The organism is Pseudomonas sp. NCHU5216 (assembly GCF_052156495.1).
In the GTDB taxonomy this organism is placed as follows: domain Bacteria; phylum Pseudomonadota; class Gammaproteobacteria; order Pseudomonadales; family Pseudomonadaceae; genus Aquipseudomonas.
This window is the reverse complement of sequence record NZ_JBQLIX010000003.1, coordinates 61,770-77,810: the sequence shown is the minus strand read 5'-3', so window position 1 is coordinate 77,810 and position 16,041 is coordinate 61,770. Positions and strand designations below refer to the sequence as shown.

General features: G+C 56.5%; 14 protein-coding genes. 5 read left to right on the top strand and 9 right to left on the bottom strand.

Annotated elements, in window-relative coordinates:
* Positions 1 to 37: 37 nt before the first annotated feature.
* Both ACSVIK_RS03460 and ACSVIK_RS03455 read right to left on the bottom strand, forming a co-directional pair.
* Positions 38 to 340, bottom strand: a complete 303-nt coding sequence (locus ACSVIK_RS03460; RefSeq protein WP_442442984.1) for a LasR-specific antiactivator QslA — start codon at positions 338 to 340, stop codon at positions 38 to 40.
* Positions 333 to 575, bottom strand: coding sequence for a hypothetical protein (locus ACSVIK_RS03455; RefSeq protein ID WP_442442983.1), 243 nt, complete (start codon positions 573 to 575; stop codon positions 333 to 335). Before ACSVIK_RS03455 ends, ACSVIK_RS03460 begins: the two co-directional genes overlap by 8 nt.
* A gap of 578 nt (positions 576 to 1,153) precedes the next feature.
* On the opposite strand from ACSVIK_RS03455, the gene ACSVIK_RS03450 reads away from it, so the two are divergent.
* Both ACSVIK_RS03450 and ACSVIK_RS03445 read left to right on the top strand, forming a co-directional pair.
* A complete protein-coding gene (locus ACSVIK_RS03450) occupies positions 1,154 to 4,873 on the top strand; it encodes a YobI family P-loop NTPase (RefSeq protein WP_442442982.1) in 3,720 nt (1,239 codons plus the stop codon).
* A 125-nt stretch (positions 4,874 to 4,998) separates the two neighbouring features.
* Complete coding sequence (locus tag ACSVIK_RS03445) at positions 4,999 to 5,391, top strand: DUF4280 domain-containing protein (protein ID WP_442442981.1); 393 nt, start codon at positions 4,999 to 5,001, stop codon at positions 5,389 to 5,391.
* 20 nt (positions 5,392 to 5,411) lie between these two features.
* Here ACSVIK_RS03445 and ACSVIK_RS03440 read toward each other — a convergent pair whose 3' ends face one another.
* The 3 genes from ACSVIK_RS03440 to ACSVIK_RS03430 form a co-directional block, all read right to left on the bottom strand.
* Positions 5,412 to 6,107, bottom strand: a complete 696-nt coding sequence (locus ACSVIK_RS03440) for an RES family NAD+ phosphorylase (protein ID WP_442442980.1) — start codon at positions 6,105 to 6,107, stop codon at positions 5,412 to 5,414.
* Positions 6,107 to 6,514 carry an antitoxin Xre-like helix-turn-helix domain-containing protein gene (locus tag ACSVIK_RS03435; RefSeq protein WP_268183921.1) on the bottom strand — a complete coding sequence of 136 codons (408 nt, stop codon included), beginning with the start codon at positions 6,512 to 6,514 and terminating at the stop codon, positions 6,107 to 6,109. The genes ACSVIK_RS03440 and ACSVIK_RS03435 overlap by 1 nt, the downstream gene beginning before the upstream one ends.
* A 114-nt stretch (positions 6,515 to 6,628) precedes the next feature.
* Positions 6,629 to 7,501, bottom strand: a complete 873-nt coding sequence (locus ACSVIK_RS03430) for a DUF72 domain-containing protein (RefSeq protein WP_442442979.1) — start codon at positions 7,499 to 7,501, stop codon at positions 6,629 to 6,631.
* Positions 7,502 to 7,687: 186 nt separating this feature from the next.
* Between ACSVIK_RS03430 and ACSVIK_RS03425 the strand changes: the two genes are divergently transcribed.
* The 3 genes from ACSVIK_RS03425 to ligD all read left to right on the top strand — a co-directional run bounded on the left by ACSVIK_RS03425 (position 7,688) and on the right by ligD (position 11,417).
* On the top strand, positions 7,688 to 7,912 hold the full coding sequence (locus ACSVIK_RS03425) for a PLD nuclease N-terminal domain-containing protein (protein ID WP_442442978.1): 225 nt from the start codon (positions 7,688 to 7,690) through the stop codon (positions 7,910 to 7,912).
* A 100-nt stretch (positions 7,913 to 8,012) separates the two neighbouring features.
* Positions 8,013 to 8,873, top strand: a complete 861-nt coding sequence (ku, locus tag ACSVIK_RS03420; protein ID WP_442442977.1) for a non-homologous end joining protein Ku — start codon at positions 8,013 to 8,015, stop codon at positions 8,871 to 8,873.
* 15 nt (positions 8,874 to 8,888) lie between these two features.
* The gene (gene ligD, locus ACSVIK_RS03415; RefSeq protein ID WP_442442976.1) at positions 8,889 to 11,417 is read left to right on the top strand and encodes a DNA ligase D; all 2,529 of its coding nucleotides are present in this window, start codon (positions 8,889 to 8,891) and stop codon (positions 11,415 to 11,417) included.
* A 93-nt stretch (positions 11,418 to 11,510) separates the two neighbouring features.
* Here ligD and ACSVIK_RS03410 read toward each other — a convergent pair whose 3' ends face one another.
* The 4 genes from ACSVIK_RS03410 to ACSVIK_RS03395 all read right to left on the bottom strand — a co-directional run bounded on the left by ACSVIK_RS03410 (position 11,511) and on the right by ACSVIK_RS03395 (position 16,034).
* A complete protein-coding gene (locus ACSVIK_RS03410; protein ID WP_442442975.1) occupies positions 11,511 to 12,053 on the bottom strand; it encodes a toxin-antitoxin system YwqK family antitoxin in 543 nt (180 codons plus the stop codon).
* A 7-nt stretch (positions 12,054 to 12,060) separates the two neighbouring features.
* On the bottom strand, positions 12,061 to 14,061 hold the full coding sequence (tssI, locus tag ACSVIK_RS03405; RefSeq protein ID WP_442442974.1) for a type VI secretion system tip protein TssI/VgrG: 2,001 nt from the start codon (positions 14,059 to 14,061) through the stop codon (positions 12,061 to 12,063).
* An 86-nt stretch (positions 14,062 to 14,147) separates the two neighbouring features.
* Entirely contained in the window at positions 14,148 to 14,957 is an 810-nt protein-coding gene (locus ACSVIK_RS03400) for a hypothetical protein (RefSeq protein WP_442442973.1), read from the bottom strand.
* Between the two features lie 201 nt (positions 14,958 to 15,158).
* Complete coding sequence (locus ACSVIK_RS03395; RefSeq protein ID WP_442442972.1) at positions 15,159 to 16,034, bottom strand: hypothetical protein; 876 nt, start codon at positions 16,032 to 16,034, stop codon at positions 15,159 to 15,161.
* Positions 16,035 to 16,041 lie beyond the last annotated feature (7 nt).

The following is a 16,041-nucleotide window of genomic DNA, read 5'->3' as shown; positions in this document are numbered from 1 at the left end:
GCCGAACCCGCCTTGGCGGGCTCGAACACTGGCAGCTCTACAGCTTCAATTCCGTGCGCAACGCCTGGTGCCCGCCACCGAAAGGCGAGCACAGCCGCTGGTGGATGCGGCTGAGAAAGCCCAGCTCGAAGGCATGCCGCTGCGCACCTGGCGGGTATAGCTGCCGCTCCATTAACAGATTGGCCCACAGCCAGCCACTATTGGCGTTGTCCAGCCAGGCCTGCGCGGTCTGCACGCCATGGTCGAAGCTCACCTGGCAATCTGCGTTCCAGCCGAAGCAGGCAGGCGGTTGCCCATCATGGCTGGGCAAGTGAGTGAGATAGCGTTGCAGCTCAATCATGCTCGGCCCTCCCGGCTGCCTGGGCGATGGCTCGGCGGTAGAGCACGATCAACTCGCTCAGCAGTGCGCTGGTGGTGCTTGCCAACTCCGACTCAGGCATGCGCCGCAATAGTTTGGCCAGCAACGCCGCCCGATACTCGGCAGCCGCCTGATGCGGACACTCGTCGGCAACATGGCTATGCAAGGGATTACGTGGCGTGGGGAAGGGGATAACGACGGATTCAGACTTGGTCATGCAGCACCTCCAAAACGGAAGTCGACACGACAGCCAGCAGCCCAGGGCGGAGCCCTTGGGTAAAAGGGGGATAGTGCATTTTCCTTATGCTCCTTGGACAGATTAAGGAGCCGCTTCCCAGCCTTCTCACGAGCTATGGAGGCGGACCGTGCAAGGGTGAGAAACCGGCGTCCAAGGGAACCGGCCAGGCCGAGGCCTGCCTCACACGGCCCGCCATAGAAATGCGGTAACCGGGCACAAAAAAGCGCCGGCTACACTGCTATGGCGCTTCCGCGCCTTGGACGATGTTCGGGTTCTCACGCCCGGTCACGGGATTGACCGTGACGGGGCGGACTGTAGCGTGGTGATGGGGGGAGGGCAAGGGTGAGGGGCTGGAATCGGCCAAGAGCAGCCGTTGCTGACAACGCATATTTGCTTCGAGCATCACTGATAATCATGCTCTGGGGGACTCAGCTAGGGCCTGCCCAGCAATGCTCGTGCAGCTTCCTTTGTCGCCGAAAGAAGGCATAATGCCACTGCAGCCCTGAAACTCCCTCATATCCATCTATTCATAACGAGCGGATTAGTAATATTCAAGGATGACAAAATTGAAGTGTTTCAAAACCCTGCTAGCAAAGATATATACCATTAAAAAAATCAAACGTGCTCAATGGTATCTGGAGCGCGAAAAGCCAATTGTTGAGAATTTCTTCGATCTGGCGCCAGTGGATAATGCTGATATCGATGGGCTATATGGGAAGGCTTTGGACTTCGCGATGAGGAATTCAGCGGTCCGAAATGTCGCAATAACCGGCCCTTATGGCTCCGGTAAGACTAGCGTTATCAGGACATATGAGAAGAATTCTCCCTATAGCTTTCTAAATATCTCACTGGCAACGTTCAGTGATCCAAATTTCAATGCCGACCCAGGGGCTTCATCTTCATCTGATGAAATTACAGTCAAAATTGAGCGCAGCATTCTTCAGCAAATGCTCTACGGTTCAGACACAAGCGCGCTACCATATTCAAGATTCAAAAGAATTTCGAAGCCCCGCTGGCTTAACGTAAACGCAGCCGGTTTCGCTTTCTGGATCATTATATGTTTTTATCTTTACCGAGAAAGAGAGTCCATCTTCGATGTCACCTCCCTGCATGAAATGAAGCCACTATGGGCGTTCAGTGTTCTGTATGCCATATCTTACTTCACGCAACTGATTGCTCGCGCATTGAGAGCCTCACATTCCTTATCAGTCAAACGGCTATCGCTCCAGAATGGAGAGGTGGAGTTAGATGGAACCCCTGAAAGCTCTATTCTGAATAAGCACCTTGATGAGATCATTTACTTCTTTGAGGAAAAAAACTACGACGCAGTCATTTTTGAGGATCTAGATAGATTTGGAAGTCCTGAAATATTCATCAAGCTGCGCGAAATAAATAAAATAATAAATGATCGACCTAGGCGCAGGGCTGGTGTTGGCATACTCAAAGAAATGCAGCCATTAAAATTTATCTACGCAATAAAAGACGATGTATTCTTTAATAAGGACAGGGCAAAGTTCTTTGACTTCATCACGCCTATTGTTCCGATCATAAACAATTCAAATTCCCGTGAGATGCTTTCCAAATGCATGATTGAGCGAGACGGCAAACAGGAAATAGATAACCGACTTCTGGGCGATGTCTCACTGTACTTGGATGACTACAGATTAATTAAAAATATTAGCAATGAGTTCTTGATATACAAAGGCAAGGTGGGTGGAGTACCTAACCTGAGCAAGCTTTTTGCAATTATAGTGTATAAAAATACATATCCCAAAGATTTTGAAGCTCTCCATCATGGTAAAGGAGCCCTCTTGAGGATAGTAGAGCTGCGCACCCAGTTGATCGCACAGGCCGCTGCCGAAACGGACGTGAGGATTGAGACGCTTAGGCAGTTAATACGCGCCTCGGAAGCCGAAATATGCTCTGCACAAGAGGATTTGGTTAGAATTTTCTGGGGCCAGTTGTGTGGTGGAAACGCGGGCTACAATATTAAGTCTGTATATGCCGAGAACGAGGCCTTGGATTTCCAGAAGCTGTTGGAGTGGGATAACTTCAGAAAGCTCTACAATGAAAAATCAATTCGCGTTCAAGCACTTGTTCCTTGGAATGGACAATTCCGAAGTAAGGATGTAGAGATAGGTTCATCGTTTCGAGAGATTGAAGAGCTGGCTATGCCTGGGGCAAAATTTGAAGTCAGGTATGAGCGAATAAAAAATAAGAACTCACAGCGACGAGGCGAGCTAAATAATCAGATTGAAGCTCTTAAGGAAGAAAAAGCAGAGCTTGCGCGAAAGCCGCTGAGAGATTTACTTAAATCAGCCGAGTCTGAGATTGATGAAATAGCAAGGAGCTCGGAGATTGGCGACTTTAGACTGCTAAATTATCTTATTAGAAATGGCTATTTGGATGAAACATACCATCTATACATCTCTATATTTCACGAAGGCCGCATGTCTCGGAATGACTGGAACTTTATTCAGACCATTCGTGATTTTAGATCTGTTGATCCGCTTGCTCCAATAGACACACCCAGTGAAGTCGTAGCAGAAATGCGTGATGAAGATTTTGGTGCTGAGTACGTCCTTAATGTACCGCTTGTGGACTATCTTCTGGCCTCGGAAAAATCGAATCGTGCGAAAATCATAAGCGCAGTAGAGTTTATATCAAAACGCTTTGCTGATTCAGAGGGGTTCTTTCAAGCTTATTGGCTTTCTGGTCGATCGGTAGATAGATTCACAAGAGCCGTGGCTGAGAACTGGTCGGGCTATGGTATAGCCTCAATTAACAGTGACCAAGCTTCCCGGCACATCGCTCTCATAATTTCACACGTGAGTCCTTCGCACATAGCCAAAAACATGAATCCCAACGGCGTGTTGAGTAGGTACCTATCTACGCATGCCCCTCTAGTGTTCTCTGAAAATATCTCTTTTGCTAACGGGTATGAGGCCCTCAAGCTTCTTCGAGTGGAAATTGAAGAGCTTCAGGCGCTTGCCGAGCTTGATGACGTTCTAAGTTATGTCTATGAGAGCTCTCTTTATGCAATAACTGTGGAAAATATAAATTACGCCATTTTAAATTTATTAAAAGAGGCTGGTGGCGCAGTAGAGCCTGAGTTTGACCCGCGAAAATCAAACTACACAGTCATCAGTGCAGCCCAAGACAGAACAATCAAGACCTACATCTACGATAACATTGATACGTACCTTAAGGATGTTGGCCTCGCAATTGATAGCAATACTGAAGAGTCTAAAGATTCAATATTGGAAATCCTTAACCACCCTGAAGCTGATCCAGACCTGGCTGCGCAATTTGCCATGAAGCAGAGCTTCATATTTGAAAGCCTCAAAGATGCCCCTGATTACATTTGGAGTGATTTGCTGTTCAGTGCCAAGGTCGTCATTAATTGGGTCAATATACTCACGTATTTCCTGTATGAAAACTCTGATCATGACAGGCTAAATGGGCTGCTGAATCGAGATGAGGTGGTTAACAAGCTTGTAGGCACTGAAATTCCAATGTCATCACAAAGTGGTGATGACGATAGTAGAGCACTTTCGCTCTTCATCATCCAAAATACAAGTATTGATATTCCCAATTACACGAAGCTCATTGCGTGCTCCCCTTATACTTATAAGAATTTCCCTTCTGGGAATCCGCAGGATAGAAACTTGTCTCTCGCTCGACTTGGGAAGGTTGGTTTTAATGAGGAATCATTTGCAAGCACGGCCTCATCAAGCGAGCTTAGGGCTGCATTGGTCCAAAGATACATAAATAAATATTTATCTCAAGCAGAAAAATATCCGTTAGACATCACGGTGAAGTTGATTTTGCTCAGATCCCTTGCTGGCAGCGCCGAGAAGGTTGGCATATTCAAGATGATTAAACTTGATGAACTACAGAGCGGCGAAAATGTCGTTCTCCAAGTTTCTCGATACCTTGCTACACGTGGCCTCGACACAGAAAGCTACAATAGGGATCTTGTGGCTTACTGCCTAGCAAACTGCTCCTTATCCGAACTTGTAATAGAGATGCTTTATAACTTCATAGACTTGTTAAGTGACCAGGAGGTCACTAGCGCATTAAGAGCATCGCCCGAACCTTACTGCCAATTCATAAAGGCCAATACACGCCAGAAACTGGATCGCACAGATAGAAATGTGGATTTTGTAAGGAAGCTTGATCTCCGAAATATTGTCTCGTCCATCAGTGAGGAAGACGACACTATCCGGGTTAATGCATACCGTAAGGGAGTGTTGAAAATTTTGTTTGGAGAGTGAGTAAGTACCCAGCACAAAAGGAGGTATTTGTTTATATCCGCCTTTTGCCGAAAGCAGCCTCATCCACCACCAACCAATTTTTCTTCTAAGCTTCTTTCCCATCAAAGACTGGTTTGGAGCATGTGATGGGTTGTCCGCAGGTGTGCAGTGGTGCGACGTTGCAGTGCAGTTTTGGCGCTGCGCCGAGCATGTTGAACGTGTTGCCGACCAATCGCACGCTCACAGGCGGCATGCCGGCGGCGAATATCATGGATCACATCCCGCTGGTGAATATCATGCCCTTTGGCATGTGCATGAGCATGGCTAACCCAATGGTGGCGGCAGCTACCGCTGCAGCACTGGGGGTGTTGACGCCCATGCCGTGCATCCCGGCCACGGCCACGCCCTGGATACCCGGTGCGCCGACCATGCTGCTGGGCAATATGCCTTCGCTGGACTCCAACTGCACCTTGATGTGCAACTGGGCCGGGGTGATCAAAGTGGTGATGCCGGGCCAGATGCAGATGCTGATTCCCTAGCAGATCACGGGCGGGCCGGGCTAGGTCGCCAGCAATGTGGTGATCTGATTGACGCTGACCACTTGCCCGCTCCAGATCATTTCATAGTGTGCGCTCTGGATGATCGAGGTCACGGGGCGCGGCGTCATCAGTGCCCAGCAGATGTGGCCGGCAGCGCGAACCGAGTGATAACGCAGGCCTGAGCATCCTGCTCCTTTGAGCTCCGCGCCCAGCCGGTGCGAGTGGGTGTAGTCGTCCGGGGCATAGATGGGGTCTGAAAGCGGCATGACCGTGGCGTCTCTCAACCCCGCTTCGCTGAAGCTGGCGGTCAGCCCTCTGAACACGAAGCGCTCATAGTTGAGTTCCGGAACCTTCGACCAATAGCACTGCTGGTGGTAGCACACCTCGGCAATCGCGGTATCCATGCTGTCCGCCAGGTACAGCACGCCGAAGCTGCCGTTGCTGAAGCGCGAACCGCCCGGGTTGACATGAGTGAAGGGGGCCGTCGCATAGGAGCAGCCCGCGATGCCGAAGGGAATCTGATCGCGCGGGATCAGCTCCAGGCGACCAATTTCGTTCTGCAATCGTGGATTGGTCAGCGCCTGGATCTGATAGAGGGCGTCGAAGTCCTCTGCATCGGCGACGTCATCGAACAGGGCGATGGGCGGAAACTTGGAGTTGACCAGGCGGTAGGCTTGTACAGGGTGATCTTCCAGCAGCGGGAGGTCGCTGAGCATTACCACTGGGCACCTCGCAGGGTGTCGATGCGCCGGAACGTTTCGTACAGCGAGATCATGTCCCCTTGTGCCATGACTTCCAGCGGCGCGCGGCCGTTGAAGAACTCATTGTGGTTTTTCATCAGAGCAAAGCCGTAGACGTTGTCGGGGTTGTCGAAAACCACGCGCAGTGCCGCATGGATATTCAACACCAGGCTGACGCGCTGCATCTGGTCGGCGTCCAGGCTCACTGTCCAGGAAGCATCCTGCTGACTGGCGCGGGTGTAGGTGCTGCGGGAAATACGCAGCACTCGGCAGGCCTGTTCGGGAGAGGCCTTCCACTTGTCGAGAATGTTCAGCGCAGCGCGCAAACCGGCGGCGCACTGGCTTTTCGAGAAGTCCTGAAGCTGGATGGCGGTAGCGGTCATGGGAAGCCCTCTTTAATCTGCAGAGTAAAATATAGCATATTTGATTCTGTAGATAGTGAGTGCTCGCTCTGTTGCTCTTTTGCGCCTGCAACAGTCCGCTGAAACAATCGACCATCAACTTCGCTCCAACAGTTCCCGCAGGGCACGGGCGTCATAGGGCGCCCGCACCTTCACGTCGTTGTCGAAATAGCAGTAGACATCCCGTGGCATTCGGCAGGGTGGGTGTGATGTATCGATCAGGCAGGCGTCGCCGGGCTGGCCTCCGGCGGCCCAGATTTCGATGCGCTGCTGCCAATGCTGCAGGGCTTCGGGCGAATAGCCGCTGACATAGAGTTCGGCATCGCCATGCAGGCGCAGGTAGAGAAAATCGGCGGTGATGTCTTCGGCGTAGGGCCATTTGCCTGCGGTGTCCGCCACCACCAGGGCGACGCCACGTTGGCGCAGCAGCTCGATGAAGGCCGGGTCGCGGAAGCTGGCATTGCGAATTTCCACGGCATGGCGCAGCGGGCGATCCGCCGCGGCATCCAGGTAGCCCGCCACGTGCAGGCGGGCGGAGGCATGGCGGGCCAGGCTGCGCGCCTGATCGGTGTCTGCCGGCAGCTTGGCGAGAAAGTCGGCGAAGAGGCGTTCGTCGAAGCGAAAGCTGGGCGGAAACTGCCAGAGGATCGGGCCGAGTTTCTCCTTCATGCCCAGCAACCCGGAGGCGAAGAAGTTGGCCAGTGGCTCGTCGATGTCCACCAGCCGGCGCACGTGGGTGATGAAGCGTGGCGCCTTGACGCTGAAGACGAAGTCCTCTGGCGTTTGCGCTGCCCATTTGCGGTAGCGCTCGGGCGTTTGCAGGCCGTAGAACGAGCCGTTGATCTCGATGCTGCCAACTGCGCGGGAGGCGAATTCCAGCTCGCGGCGCTGCACCAGGCCCTTGGGGTAGAAGTCGCCGCGCCAGGGCGCGTAGCGCCAGCCGGAAATGCCGATACGCACATCGCTCATGGCGCCACCTCCGGCAGGCGTGGGCAGCGCGGGTGGTGCAGGGCGGAAAAGGCCATGGGCGTTACCTCGCAACTCGTATGGGGCATTGGAGAGGCGCGAGGTGGCGGTCATTCGAGTCAATTTTTTCTGAACCGCAGGCCGCGGATGCGGCCACAACTCTATGAGTCAGCGCGGAGGAATTTCCAAATGCCCGGTGAAATCAGCCTGCTATTCATTGCGCTCGGCGTGATCATCATCCTGCTCGATCTGTGGGCCATCGTCAGCGTCTACCGCAGCGACAAGGGCGTGGAGGCCAAGGCACTTTGGTCGCTGCTGATCGCCGTTATGCCGGTGCTGGGCCTGGGCCTGTGGGCGTTGTTCGGGCCTCGCGGGATGAACCCACCGCCGTCCTCGCCGGAGCACAGCAAGTAAGGCCCGATGGCCATGCCGGGAAGAGGAGGGCCGATGAGCGTTGAGATTTCAAAGGCGCCAACCCTGTGCGCCGGCCATGCTCGATACGGAGGCCTGCGTCATGCCTAGAGCCATCTGGAAGGGGGCCATCAGCTTCGGCCTGGTGCATATCCCGGTTGCACTGGTGACCGCCACTTCGACCCAGGGGGTGGACTTCGACTGGCTGGACAAGCGCAGCATGGATCCGGTCGGCTACAAGCGGGTGAACAAGGCCACCGGCAAGGAAGTGAGCAAGGAGAACATCGTCAAGGGCGTGGCCTACGAGAAAGGCCGCTACGTGGTGCTCAGCGAAGAAGAGATTCGCGAAGCGCACCCCAAGTCGACGCAGACCATCGATATCTTCGCCTTCGTCGACAGCGCGCAGATCCCCCTGCAGCACATCGACAAGCCCTATTACCTGGCCCCGGATCGCCGTGGCGAGAAGGTCTATGCGTTGCTGCGTGAGGCGCTGAGCAGTACCGACAAGGTGGCTCTGGCGCGCGTGGTGCTGCACACGCGCCAGCACCTGGCGGCGCTGATGCCGATCGAGTCGGCCATGGTGCTGGTGATCCTGCGCTGGCCCAGCGAAGTGCGCGGGCTGGAGACGCTGGAGCTGGACGAGGCGGTGACCAAGCCCAAGCTGACCAAGAGCGAACTGGACATGGCCAAGCGCCTGATCAAGGACATGAGCGCCGACTGGCAGCCGGACGAGTATCAGGACAGCTTCCAGGATCGCATCATGGCGCTGGTGGAGAAGAAGGCCAAGGCGGGCAAGATCGAGAACGTCGAGCAGGTCGAAGGCGAGGAGACCCGGCGCAGTGCCGATGTCATCGACCTGACCGAGCTGCTCAAGCGCAGCCTCGGCGGCAAGCCCGAGAGCAAGGCGAAAGCCAAATCCAAGGCGAGCGCGCCACGCAAGAGCCCCAAGACTGCACGCAAATAAGCCGGGATACCGACCATGGCCAGAGCGCAGAGCGAATACAACCGCAAACGCAATTTCGAGCAGACCAGCGAGCCCCGCGAGCAACCGCGCAAGCGCCGCAGCAAGGCCGGTGCGCTGCGCTTCGTGGTGCAGAAGCACGATGCGCGCCGCCTGCACTACGACTTTCGCCTGGAGCTGGACGGCACCCTGAAGAGCTGGGCGGTACCCAAGGGGCCGAGCCTGGATCCCACGCAAAAGCGCCTGGCGGTACACGTCGAAGACCACCCGCTGGATTACGCCAGCTTCGAGGGCAGCATCGCCGAAGGCAACTACGGCGCGGGCGACGTGATCGTCTGGGATCATGGCATCTGGCAGCCCCAGGGCGACCCAGCGGCCGCCTACCGTGCCGGCAAGCTCAAGTTCACCCTGGTGGGCGAGAAGCTGACCGGGGACTGGGCCCTGGTGCGCACGCGCCTGCGCGGCAGTGGCGACAAGGAACAGTGGCTGCTGATCAAGGAGCGCGACGACACGGCGCGCCCCAGCGACGAGTACGACATCGTCGAGGCGCAGCCGCAGAGCGTGATCAGCGGGGCACTGGTTGGTGGCCCGAGCAAGGCGGCCAGGCGCAAGACGGCCGCCAAGCCGGCGCCGCGCCGCGAGACGCCGGTGGAATTTCCCGACAGCCTGGCGCCACAACTGGCGACCCTGGCCGAGCGCCCGCCGGAAGGCGATTGGCTGTACGAGGTGAAGTTCGACGGTTACCGCATCCTGGCGCGGGTGCAAGGCGCTGAGGTGCGCCTGTTCACCCGCAATGGCCACGACTGGACGGAGCGTCTGCCGCAGCAGGCCAAGGCCCTGGCCAAGCTGGGCCTGAGCGATAGCTGGCTGGACGGTGAGGTGGTGGCCCTCAACGAGCAGGGCCTGCCGGACTTCCAGCAACTGCAGAACGCCTTCGACATTGGCCGCAGCCACGACCTTATCTACTACCTGTTCGATGTGCCGTTTCTCAACGGCGAAGACATGCGCGAGGTGCCCCTGGAAACTCGGCGCGCGAAACTCAAGACTGCATTGGGCAGCACGCGGCGAAGCCCGTTGCGTTTTTCCGAGGCCTTCAGCGCCCATCACCGGGACATAATCGAGAGCGCCTGCGCCATGTCGCTGGAAGGCGTCATCGGCAAGCGCTCCGGCAGCTTCTACCTGTCGCGGCGCAGCGCCGACTGGATCAAGCTCAAGTGCCGGCTGCGTCAGGAGTTCGTGATCGTCGGCTACACCCAGCCGCAGGGCAGCCGCAGCGGTTTTGGCGCGTTGCTGCTGGCGGTCAACGAGGCGGATGGGTTGCGCTATGCCGGGCGGGTCGGCACTGGCTTCGGCGAAGCCGCGCTCAAGGCCCAGCACCAGCAGTTGCGCAAACTGGCGCGAGACGAGTCGCCACTCGACCGCAAACTTACCGCCGCCCAGGCCCGTGGTGTGAGCTGGGTCGAACCGCAACTGGTCGGTGAGGTGGAGTTCGCCGAATGGATCCGTGAGGGCATCGTGCGCCAGGCCAGCTTCATCGCTTTGCGCAGTGACAAGCCGGCGGCGCAGATCATTCGCGAGCACCCGCGCACGCCAGGAGCGGCAGCGGAGAAATCGACAGCGAAGGCTGAAGGTTCGCGCAAGGCATCCGCCAGGCCGTTGGTAGCGGGGGTGCCGATCAGCCATCCGCAACGGGTGATCGACCCGGACAGCGGCACCACGAAACTTCAGCTCGCCCAGTTCTATGCGGATATCGCCGAGTGGCTACTGCCTTATCTGCGCAACCGCCCGGTGTCGCTGGTGCGGGCGCCGGACGGGGTAGGGGGTGAACAGTTCTTCCAGAAGCACGCCGAGCGCCTGGCGATCCCCAACATCAAGCACCTCGACCCCAAGCTGGACCCAGGCCATGCCCGGTTGATGGAGATCGACAGCGTGTCGGCGCTGGTCGGTGCCGCGCAGATGGGCTGCATCGAGTTTCACCGCTGGGGCGCCACCCACGACCGCATCGAAACACCGGATCACTTCGTGCTGGATCTCGACCCGGACCCGGCGCTGCCGTGGCGCAGCATGCTGGAGGCGACCCGGCTGACCCTGGCCGTGCTCGATGAGCTGGGCCTGCAGGCCTTTCTCAAGACCAGTGGCGGCAAGGGCATGCACATCATCGTGCCGCTTGCCCGGCACGCCGGCTGGGACAGGGTCAAGGGCTTCGCCAAGGCCTTGGCGCAGTTCATGGCCCGGCAGTTGCCGGAGCGTTTCACCGCGACCTCGGGGCCGAAGAACCGGGTGGGCAAGATCTTCGTCGACTACCTGCGCAACGACCGTGGTGCCAGTACGGTAGCGGCCTATTCGGTGCGCGCGCGGCCCGGCCTGCCGGTGTCGGTGCCAATCGCCCGGGACGAGCTGGATGGCCTGCGCAGCGCCCAGCAGTGGACGCTCGCCACTCTGCCGCAACGCCTGGCAAAGCTGGACGACGATCCCTGGGCCGGCTACGCCAACCGCCAGCGCCTGACCCGCGCCATGTGGGACAGGCTCGGTGCCGAGCCGCCATGAGCGGCGCAGCGGGCAGGCGTCACCGTGCAGATCGGTGCCAGACCGATGACTGCCGAGGTCATGCCCCTGCTCAGGCTCGTTTGCAGCGCTCCGCTAGGCTTCGGCCGATTCGTTCCATCGCCGCCACCACCAGCGCAGCCGAGAGATGGGTTTGCCCTCGGCGTCCAGGGGGCGGCCGTCCTCGGCGAAGCCCTGGCCTTCGTCCAGCGGTTTGCCGTTGAGGTAACGGCTGCGATGCGCGACCTGACCGTTGTCATGGAAGCGCTGATAAAGACCGTCACGCATACCATCGCGATACAGTTCCTGCTCGGCCAGGCTGCCGTCCGGGTAGTAGCTGCTGGCTTCACCGTGCATCAAGCCCTGGCGGTAGGCGACCTTGCGCTGCAGCCAGCCTTCGGCGGCGAAGTACTGGGCCACGCCATGCAGGCGCCCGTCGGCGTAGGGCAGGTGTGCCGATACCTGGCCGTTGGGGTGGTAGAGGATGCTGGGGCCGTGCAGCACGCCATTGGCGTAGCCGAGCTGGGCCTGCGGGCGGCCAGCTTCCTGGATGCGTATCGGGCCGTCGAGGGCGCCGTCCTGCAATTTGCCCTGCAGGCGGCTGTCGCCGCGGGTGAGGTCGAGATTGCCGTTGGCCATGGGCGCCTCAGTTGACCTTTACCAGTCCGCCCTTGATGGTCAGCATGCCGCCGCCATCCACGGTCTGTTCGGCGGCGGCCTTGTTGGTGAGGCTGACGCCGGCGTCGTTGGTCAGGGTGGTGCCGGCCTTGTTGTCCAGGGAGGTGCCCGCCTGGTTGGTGAGCGAAGTGCCGGCCTTGTCGGTAAGGGCCATGCCGGCCTGGGTGGTGAGGTTCTTGTCGCTCTTGGCGGTGAGGTCTCCGCTGCTCTGCAGGGTGAGGGTACCGGTCACCTTGATGGTGAGGTTGCCGTCCACGGTCAGTTCGTAGTTGCCGCTCACCTTGTGGCTGTAGTTGCCGCCGGTGCTGTGGGTCTGGTCGGCGCCGACGCTGACGGTGCGGCTGTCCTTCACGTCGAGGCTGTCGCTGCCGGTCTGGATGGTCACCGTGCGCTTGCCCTTCTCCAGGGTGATGGTCTCGTCGCCTTCCTTCACCGTGCGGGTGCGGGCGTTCTGTACCGTGAGGGTTTCGTCGTGGCCGATGGTGGCGGTGCTGTCGTTGAGCACGTTGACCTTCATGTCCTTCTGCGCCTGGAGGAAGACTTCCTCGGCGTCCTTCTTGTCCTCGAAGCGTAGCTCGTTGAAGCCTCCGCCACCCTTGGAGGAATTGGTCTTGATGCCGGACTGGGTCTGGTTGTCCGGCAGGGCGTAGGGCAGGGTATTGTCGCCGTTGTAGACGCAGCCGGTGACCAGCGGGCGATCCGGGTCGCCATCGATGAAGGTGACGATCACTTCCTGGCCGATACGCGGGATGAACTGCATGCCGAAGCCCTTGCCGCTCCAGGGCAGCACCACGCGCACCCAGCAGGACGAGGTTTCGTCGTTCTTGCCGTCGCGATCCCAGGGGAACTGGATCTTGATACGGCCGTACTGGTCGGTCCAGATTTCCTCGCCAGCCTTGCCCACCACCTGCGCGGTCTGGGTGTGCATGCGCGGCTTGGGCGTGAGGCGGGGCGGGCGGTAGGCGGTGGCCTTGGGAATGGCCTCGAAGCGGTTGCGGTAGTGCTCGTGGCTGGCGTCGTGGGTGACTGCGGTCACCACCCAGTCGATATTGAGGCTGGCGTCGTCATGCCCGGTGAGGGTGAACCAGTGGCCGGGCACCAGCCAGCGGCAGTCGCTCTCGCCAATCAGGCGCTTCTCCTGGCTGCGCAGCCCGTCCACGCGCTGCTTGGTCAAGGCATCGCCGCGCGCCTTGGCGATATAGCCGCCCGGATGCTCGTACATCGACAGCGGCCCGGCCATGGCTTCGGCATTGCTGTAGAGCGACGTGGTGGGAGTGGTGAAGGCATAGTCCGTGGCGCTGTACACCCCGCTCACCGCCTGTACGCTGTACTGCGCCGAGCGGATGCCATGCAGCTCGCGCACGCCGATGCCCTGGCCCAGGTAGGGCACCTTCGGCCCATTGGGAATCTGCACGAAGGCATCACTGCTGTCGCCCAGCACCAGCGTGTGCTTGCCGTCCTCGTGGGTGAAGAACCAGAAGATGCCTTCCTCCTCCAGCAACCGCGAAACGAAGGCGAAGTCCGTCTCCCCGTACTGCACGCAATACTCACGCGGCTCGTAGCTACCACTGAGCGACAGTTTGAAGTCGGTAAAGCCATGGGCCTTGAAGATGGTGGTGACGATGTCGCTGGTGGAGAGGTTCTGGAACACCCGATTGTTGCTGGCCAACGTCAGCCACCAGAGCCAGGGGCGCAGCACCACCTGATAGCGGTCGGCAGTGGCATCGGCGGGGAGCTGGCGAATCTCCGCGACCAGGGCGTCGAGGGGGCGCTGGTTGGCGTCGTTGTGCAGGGTGGCGGTGATATGCGTGGCCACGGCACTGCTCAAGGTCAGCGCGGTGGCGCTGTCGCCCTGGAGGCTCAGGCTGCCCAGCGCGTTCAATGCCTCGTCCCCTGACAGCGTCTGGGGGTAAAGATCCGTCAGGGCGGAAGCGCTGAGGGAGAGGCTGGTATTGGTGGGGCGGGGCATTGAAAAATCCATTCAGCTAGTTGATGAATGATTAATAAATTAAAAGTTAATAATACATTGAATTTTTCTATTGAGACTCTGTTTGGCTATTTTTTATTCCATGGCAGGCCAGTATGAGGTTCGCCGTCGCGCTTGTTGCATCCGCCGCATAAAGGGCGCAGGTTTGGAATGGATGTTTCAGCTGCGTTTTGTATTTCAATATCTGATTTTGAGCTTAGTAGGAGTGAGAATATAAATATTCCGCTTTCATTTAGTTGGTACTTATTTGATAGGGAGCTTGATAATCCAAGTAGGCCGAGCTTTTGTGCCTTGTATCCGGTTGCGCCATCTATAGTTAGGCCTGCGTAGCGGAAAAGTTTTAAAGTGGCACCCCAAAGACTTGTCTCTGGGAGCTGTTCTTTACCTATGGTTTTAGATCGCTGGTGATCAATTTCTATTTGATCTCTTTCCAGTATGATTCCGCAATGGCGGCAGGCATAAAGATCATTGGAATTCAAGGTTTCTATTGAGTTTGTCTGCCAGTTCCATTTTTGCCTTGATGTGATTGTGGGTTTGTATATGTTTTGCCATGCAGGATTGTCTATTATGTCTCTATAGTTACTGCGTGCAAGTGCTGTTGTTAGGTTGTCTATAATTTTTGCCTGGCGTTCAACTTCGTTCCAGTCAGGTATGTAGACAAAATTTCCGCTTTGTTTTTCGTATGCGCCGAAATACTGTATTCCGCCAACCTTAAGGTCAGGGCTTTGATGAATAATGGGTGAGGTTTCACCCTTGATGTTTAAAGCGGGGATTTCTGTTTTTTGCCCGCTCTCATTGATGTGATGGAGCTTGTGTGTCCTGGCAAAATAGAATGACGCATCTTTATTTTGTCTGATTGTGGCTAGCGCATTGAGCATTTTGCGCAATCCTCTGGCGTGTCTGTTGCTTTTGCTTTCTTGATGGAATAGGTTCTGCAGTTTTTTAGAGTTTTAGGTGGCGTTCGAATCAGTATCTATTTTGCCAAGTTATACATTGCTTGCGTTGTCATTATATTGCCGGGTCTTGGAGTGGGAGCGGGGGTTAGATTTTTTTGGCGTGGCGGTTTTTTGCTTTCAAGTTCATTGGTAAGTAATTGTACTAATTGGAGGGAGTAGTTGAGTTTTTCGAGTTGTTTCTTGGAAGATGAATTTACCGTTGGATCGAGTGCCCACAAGCGTGACTCCCTGCAAACATCCATCTGCGCATATGTAGCTATAGGGCCAAATTATTTTCACCACCAAGGTCGGTATCTTTGTTTGTCCGTCTAACAGTTCTGGGGTGGCTCGTGGTCGACCTTGTGGTCTACTGAGCAGCGCGGTTGGAGGTGGATCAGGGAATTTTGCTATGAATGTGCTGGCCAAATTAGGTTTGGGTTGCATGTTTCTCGTCAAAGTTGTTTGCTGAAGGCCTAAGTCAGTTTCGTTATTTATTACTTGCGCCACTCGGGATGTGACTTCGGTTGCGAGTTTTTGAAGAGTCAAGTTGTTTGGGATGCTAGTGAAAGGCCAGGTATTGCCGGTGTCCCATATTTTTATATGGATATAGCAGCGATCGTTGTCTCTTGGATGCTCATTCCCAGCGCCCATCAACTGCTTCAGGGCGGATCTTATTAGATCGTCAATTACCCCATGACTGGTTTGAAAGGTTGACTTGCTTTGAATTGCCTTGGCGTAACCTTCTGTCGTTCCGATGGCGACATCGGCTATGCCGCTTCCAGGAACTATTTCTCTATATTTAAGGTATCTGTTTTTATAGTAGAGCTGGAACTCAGAAGAGTGCCCGGCGCAGACTCCGCCTATTTTTCTGGCCCACTGGTCAAGCATGTCGTACATTGTTTTATCGGAGGCTGCCAATTGGCCGAGGCTATTTTGTTTATGAAGGCTATCATGTGTCTCCTGCATTTCTTGTATCTGCTTTTTTATAATGTCAAATATTTGCTGGGTTGGGAGTGGCATAGTGGTT

Excerpts from the sequence above, each read along its gene's own strand:
- ACSVIK_RS03460 (WP_442442984.1), bottom strand. The coding sequence starts at position 340 with ATGATTGAGCTGCAACGCTATCTCACTCACTTGCCCAGCCATGATGGG.
- ACSVIK_RS03455 (WP_442442983.1), bottom strand. The coding sequence starts at position 575 with ATGACCAAGTCTGAATCCGTCGTTATCCCCTTCCCCACGCCACGTAAT.
- ACSVIK_RS03450 (WP_442442982.1), top strand. The coding sequence starts at position 1,154 with ATGACAAAATTGAAGTGTTTCAAAACCCTGCTAGCAAAGATATATACC.
- ACSVIK_RS03445 (WP_442442981.1), top strand. The coding sequence starts at position 4,999 with ATGGGTTGTCCGCAGGTGTGCAGTGGTGCGACGTTGCAGTGCAGTTTT.
- ACSVIK_RS03440 (WP_442442980.1), bottom strand. The coding sequence starts at position 6,107 with ATGCTCAGCGACCTCCCGCTGCTGGAAGATCACCCTGTACAAGCCTAC.
- ACSVIK_RS03435 (WP_268183921.1), bottom strand. The coding sequence starts at position 6,514 with ATGACCGCTACCGCCATCCAGCTTCAGGACTTCTCGAAAAGCCAGTGC.
- ACSVIK_RS03430 (WP_442442979.1), bottom strand. The coding sequence starts at position 7,501 with ATGAGCGATGTGCGTATCGGCATTTCCGGCTGGCGCTACGCGCCCTGG.
- ACSVIK_RS03425 (WP_442442978.1), top strand. The coding sequence starts at position 7,688 with ATGCCCGGTGAAATCAGCCTGCTATTCATTGCGCTCGGCGTGATCATC.
- ku (WP_442442977.1), top strand. The coding sequence starts at position 8,013 with ATGCCTAGAGCCATCTGGAAGGGGGCCATCAGCTTCGGCCTGGTGCAT.
- ligD (WP_442442976.1), top strand. The coding sequence starts at position 8,889 with ATGGCCAGAGCGCAGAGCGAATACAACCGCAAACGCAATTTCGAGCAG.
- ACSVIK_RS03410 (WP_442442975.1), bottom strand. The coding sequence starts at position 12,053 with ATGGCCAACGGCAATCTCGACCTCACCCGCGGCGACAGCCGCCTGCAG.
- tssI (WP_442442974.1), bottom strand. The coding sequence starts at position 14,061 with ATGCCCCGCCCCACCAATACCAGCCTCTCCCTCAGCGCTTCCGCCCTG.
- ACSVIK_RS03400 (WP_442442973.1), bottom strand. The coding sequence starts at position 14,957 with ATGCTCAATGCGCTAGCCACAATCAGACAAAATAAAGATGCGTCATTC.
- ACSVIK_RS03395 (WP_442442972.1), bottom strand. The coding sequence starts at position 16,034 with ATGCCACTCCCAACCCAGCAAATATTTGACATTATAAAAAAGCAGATA.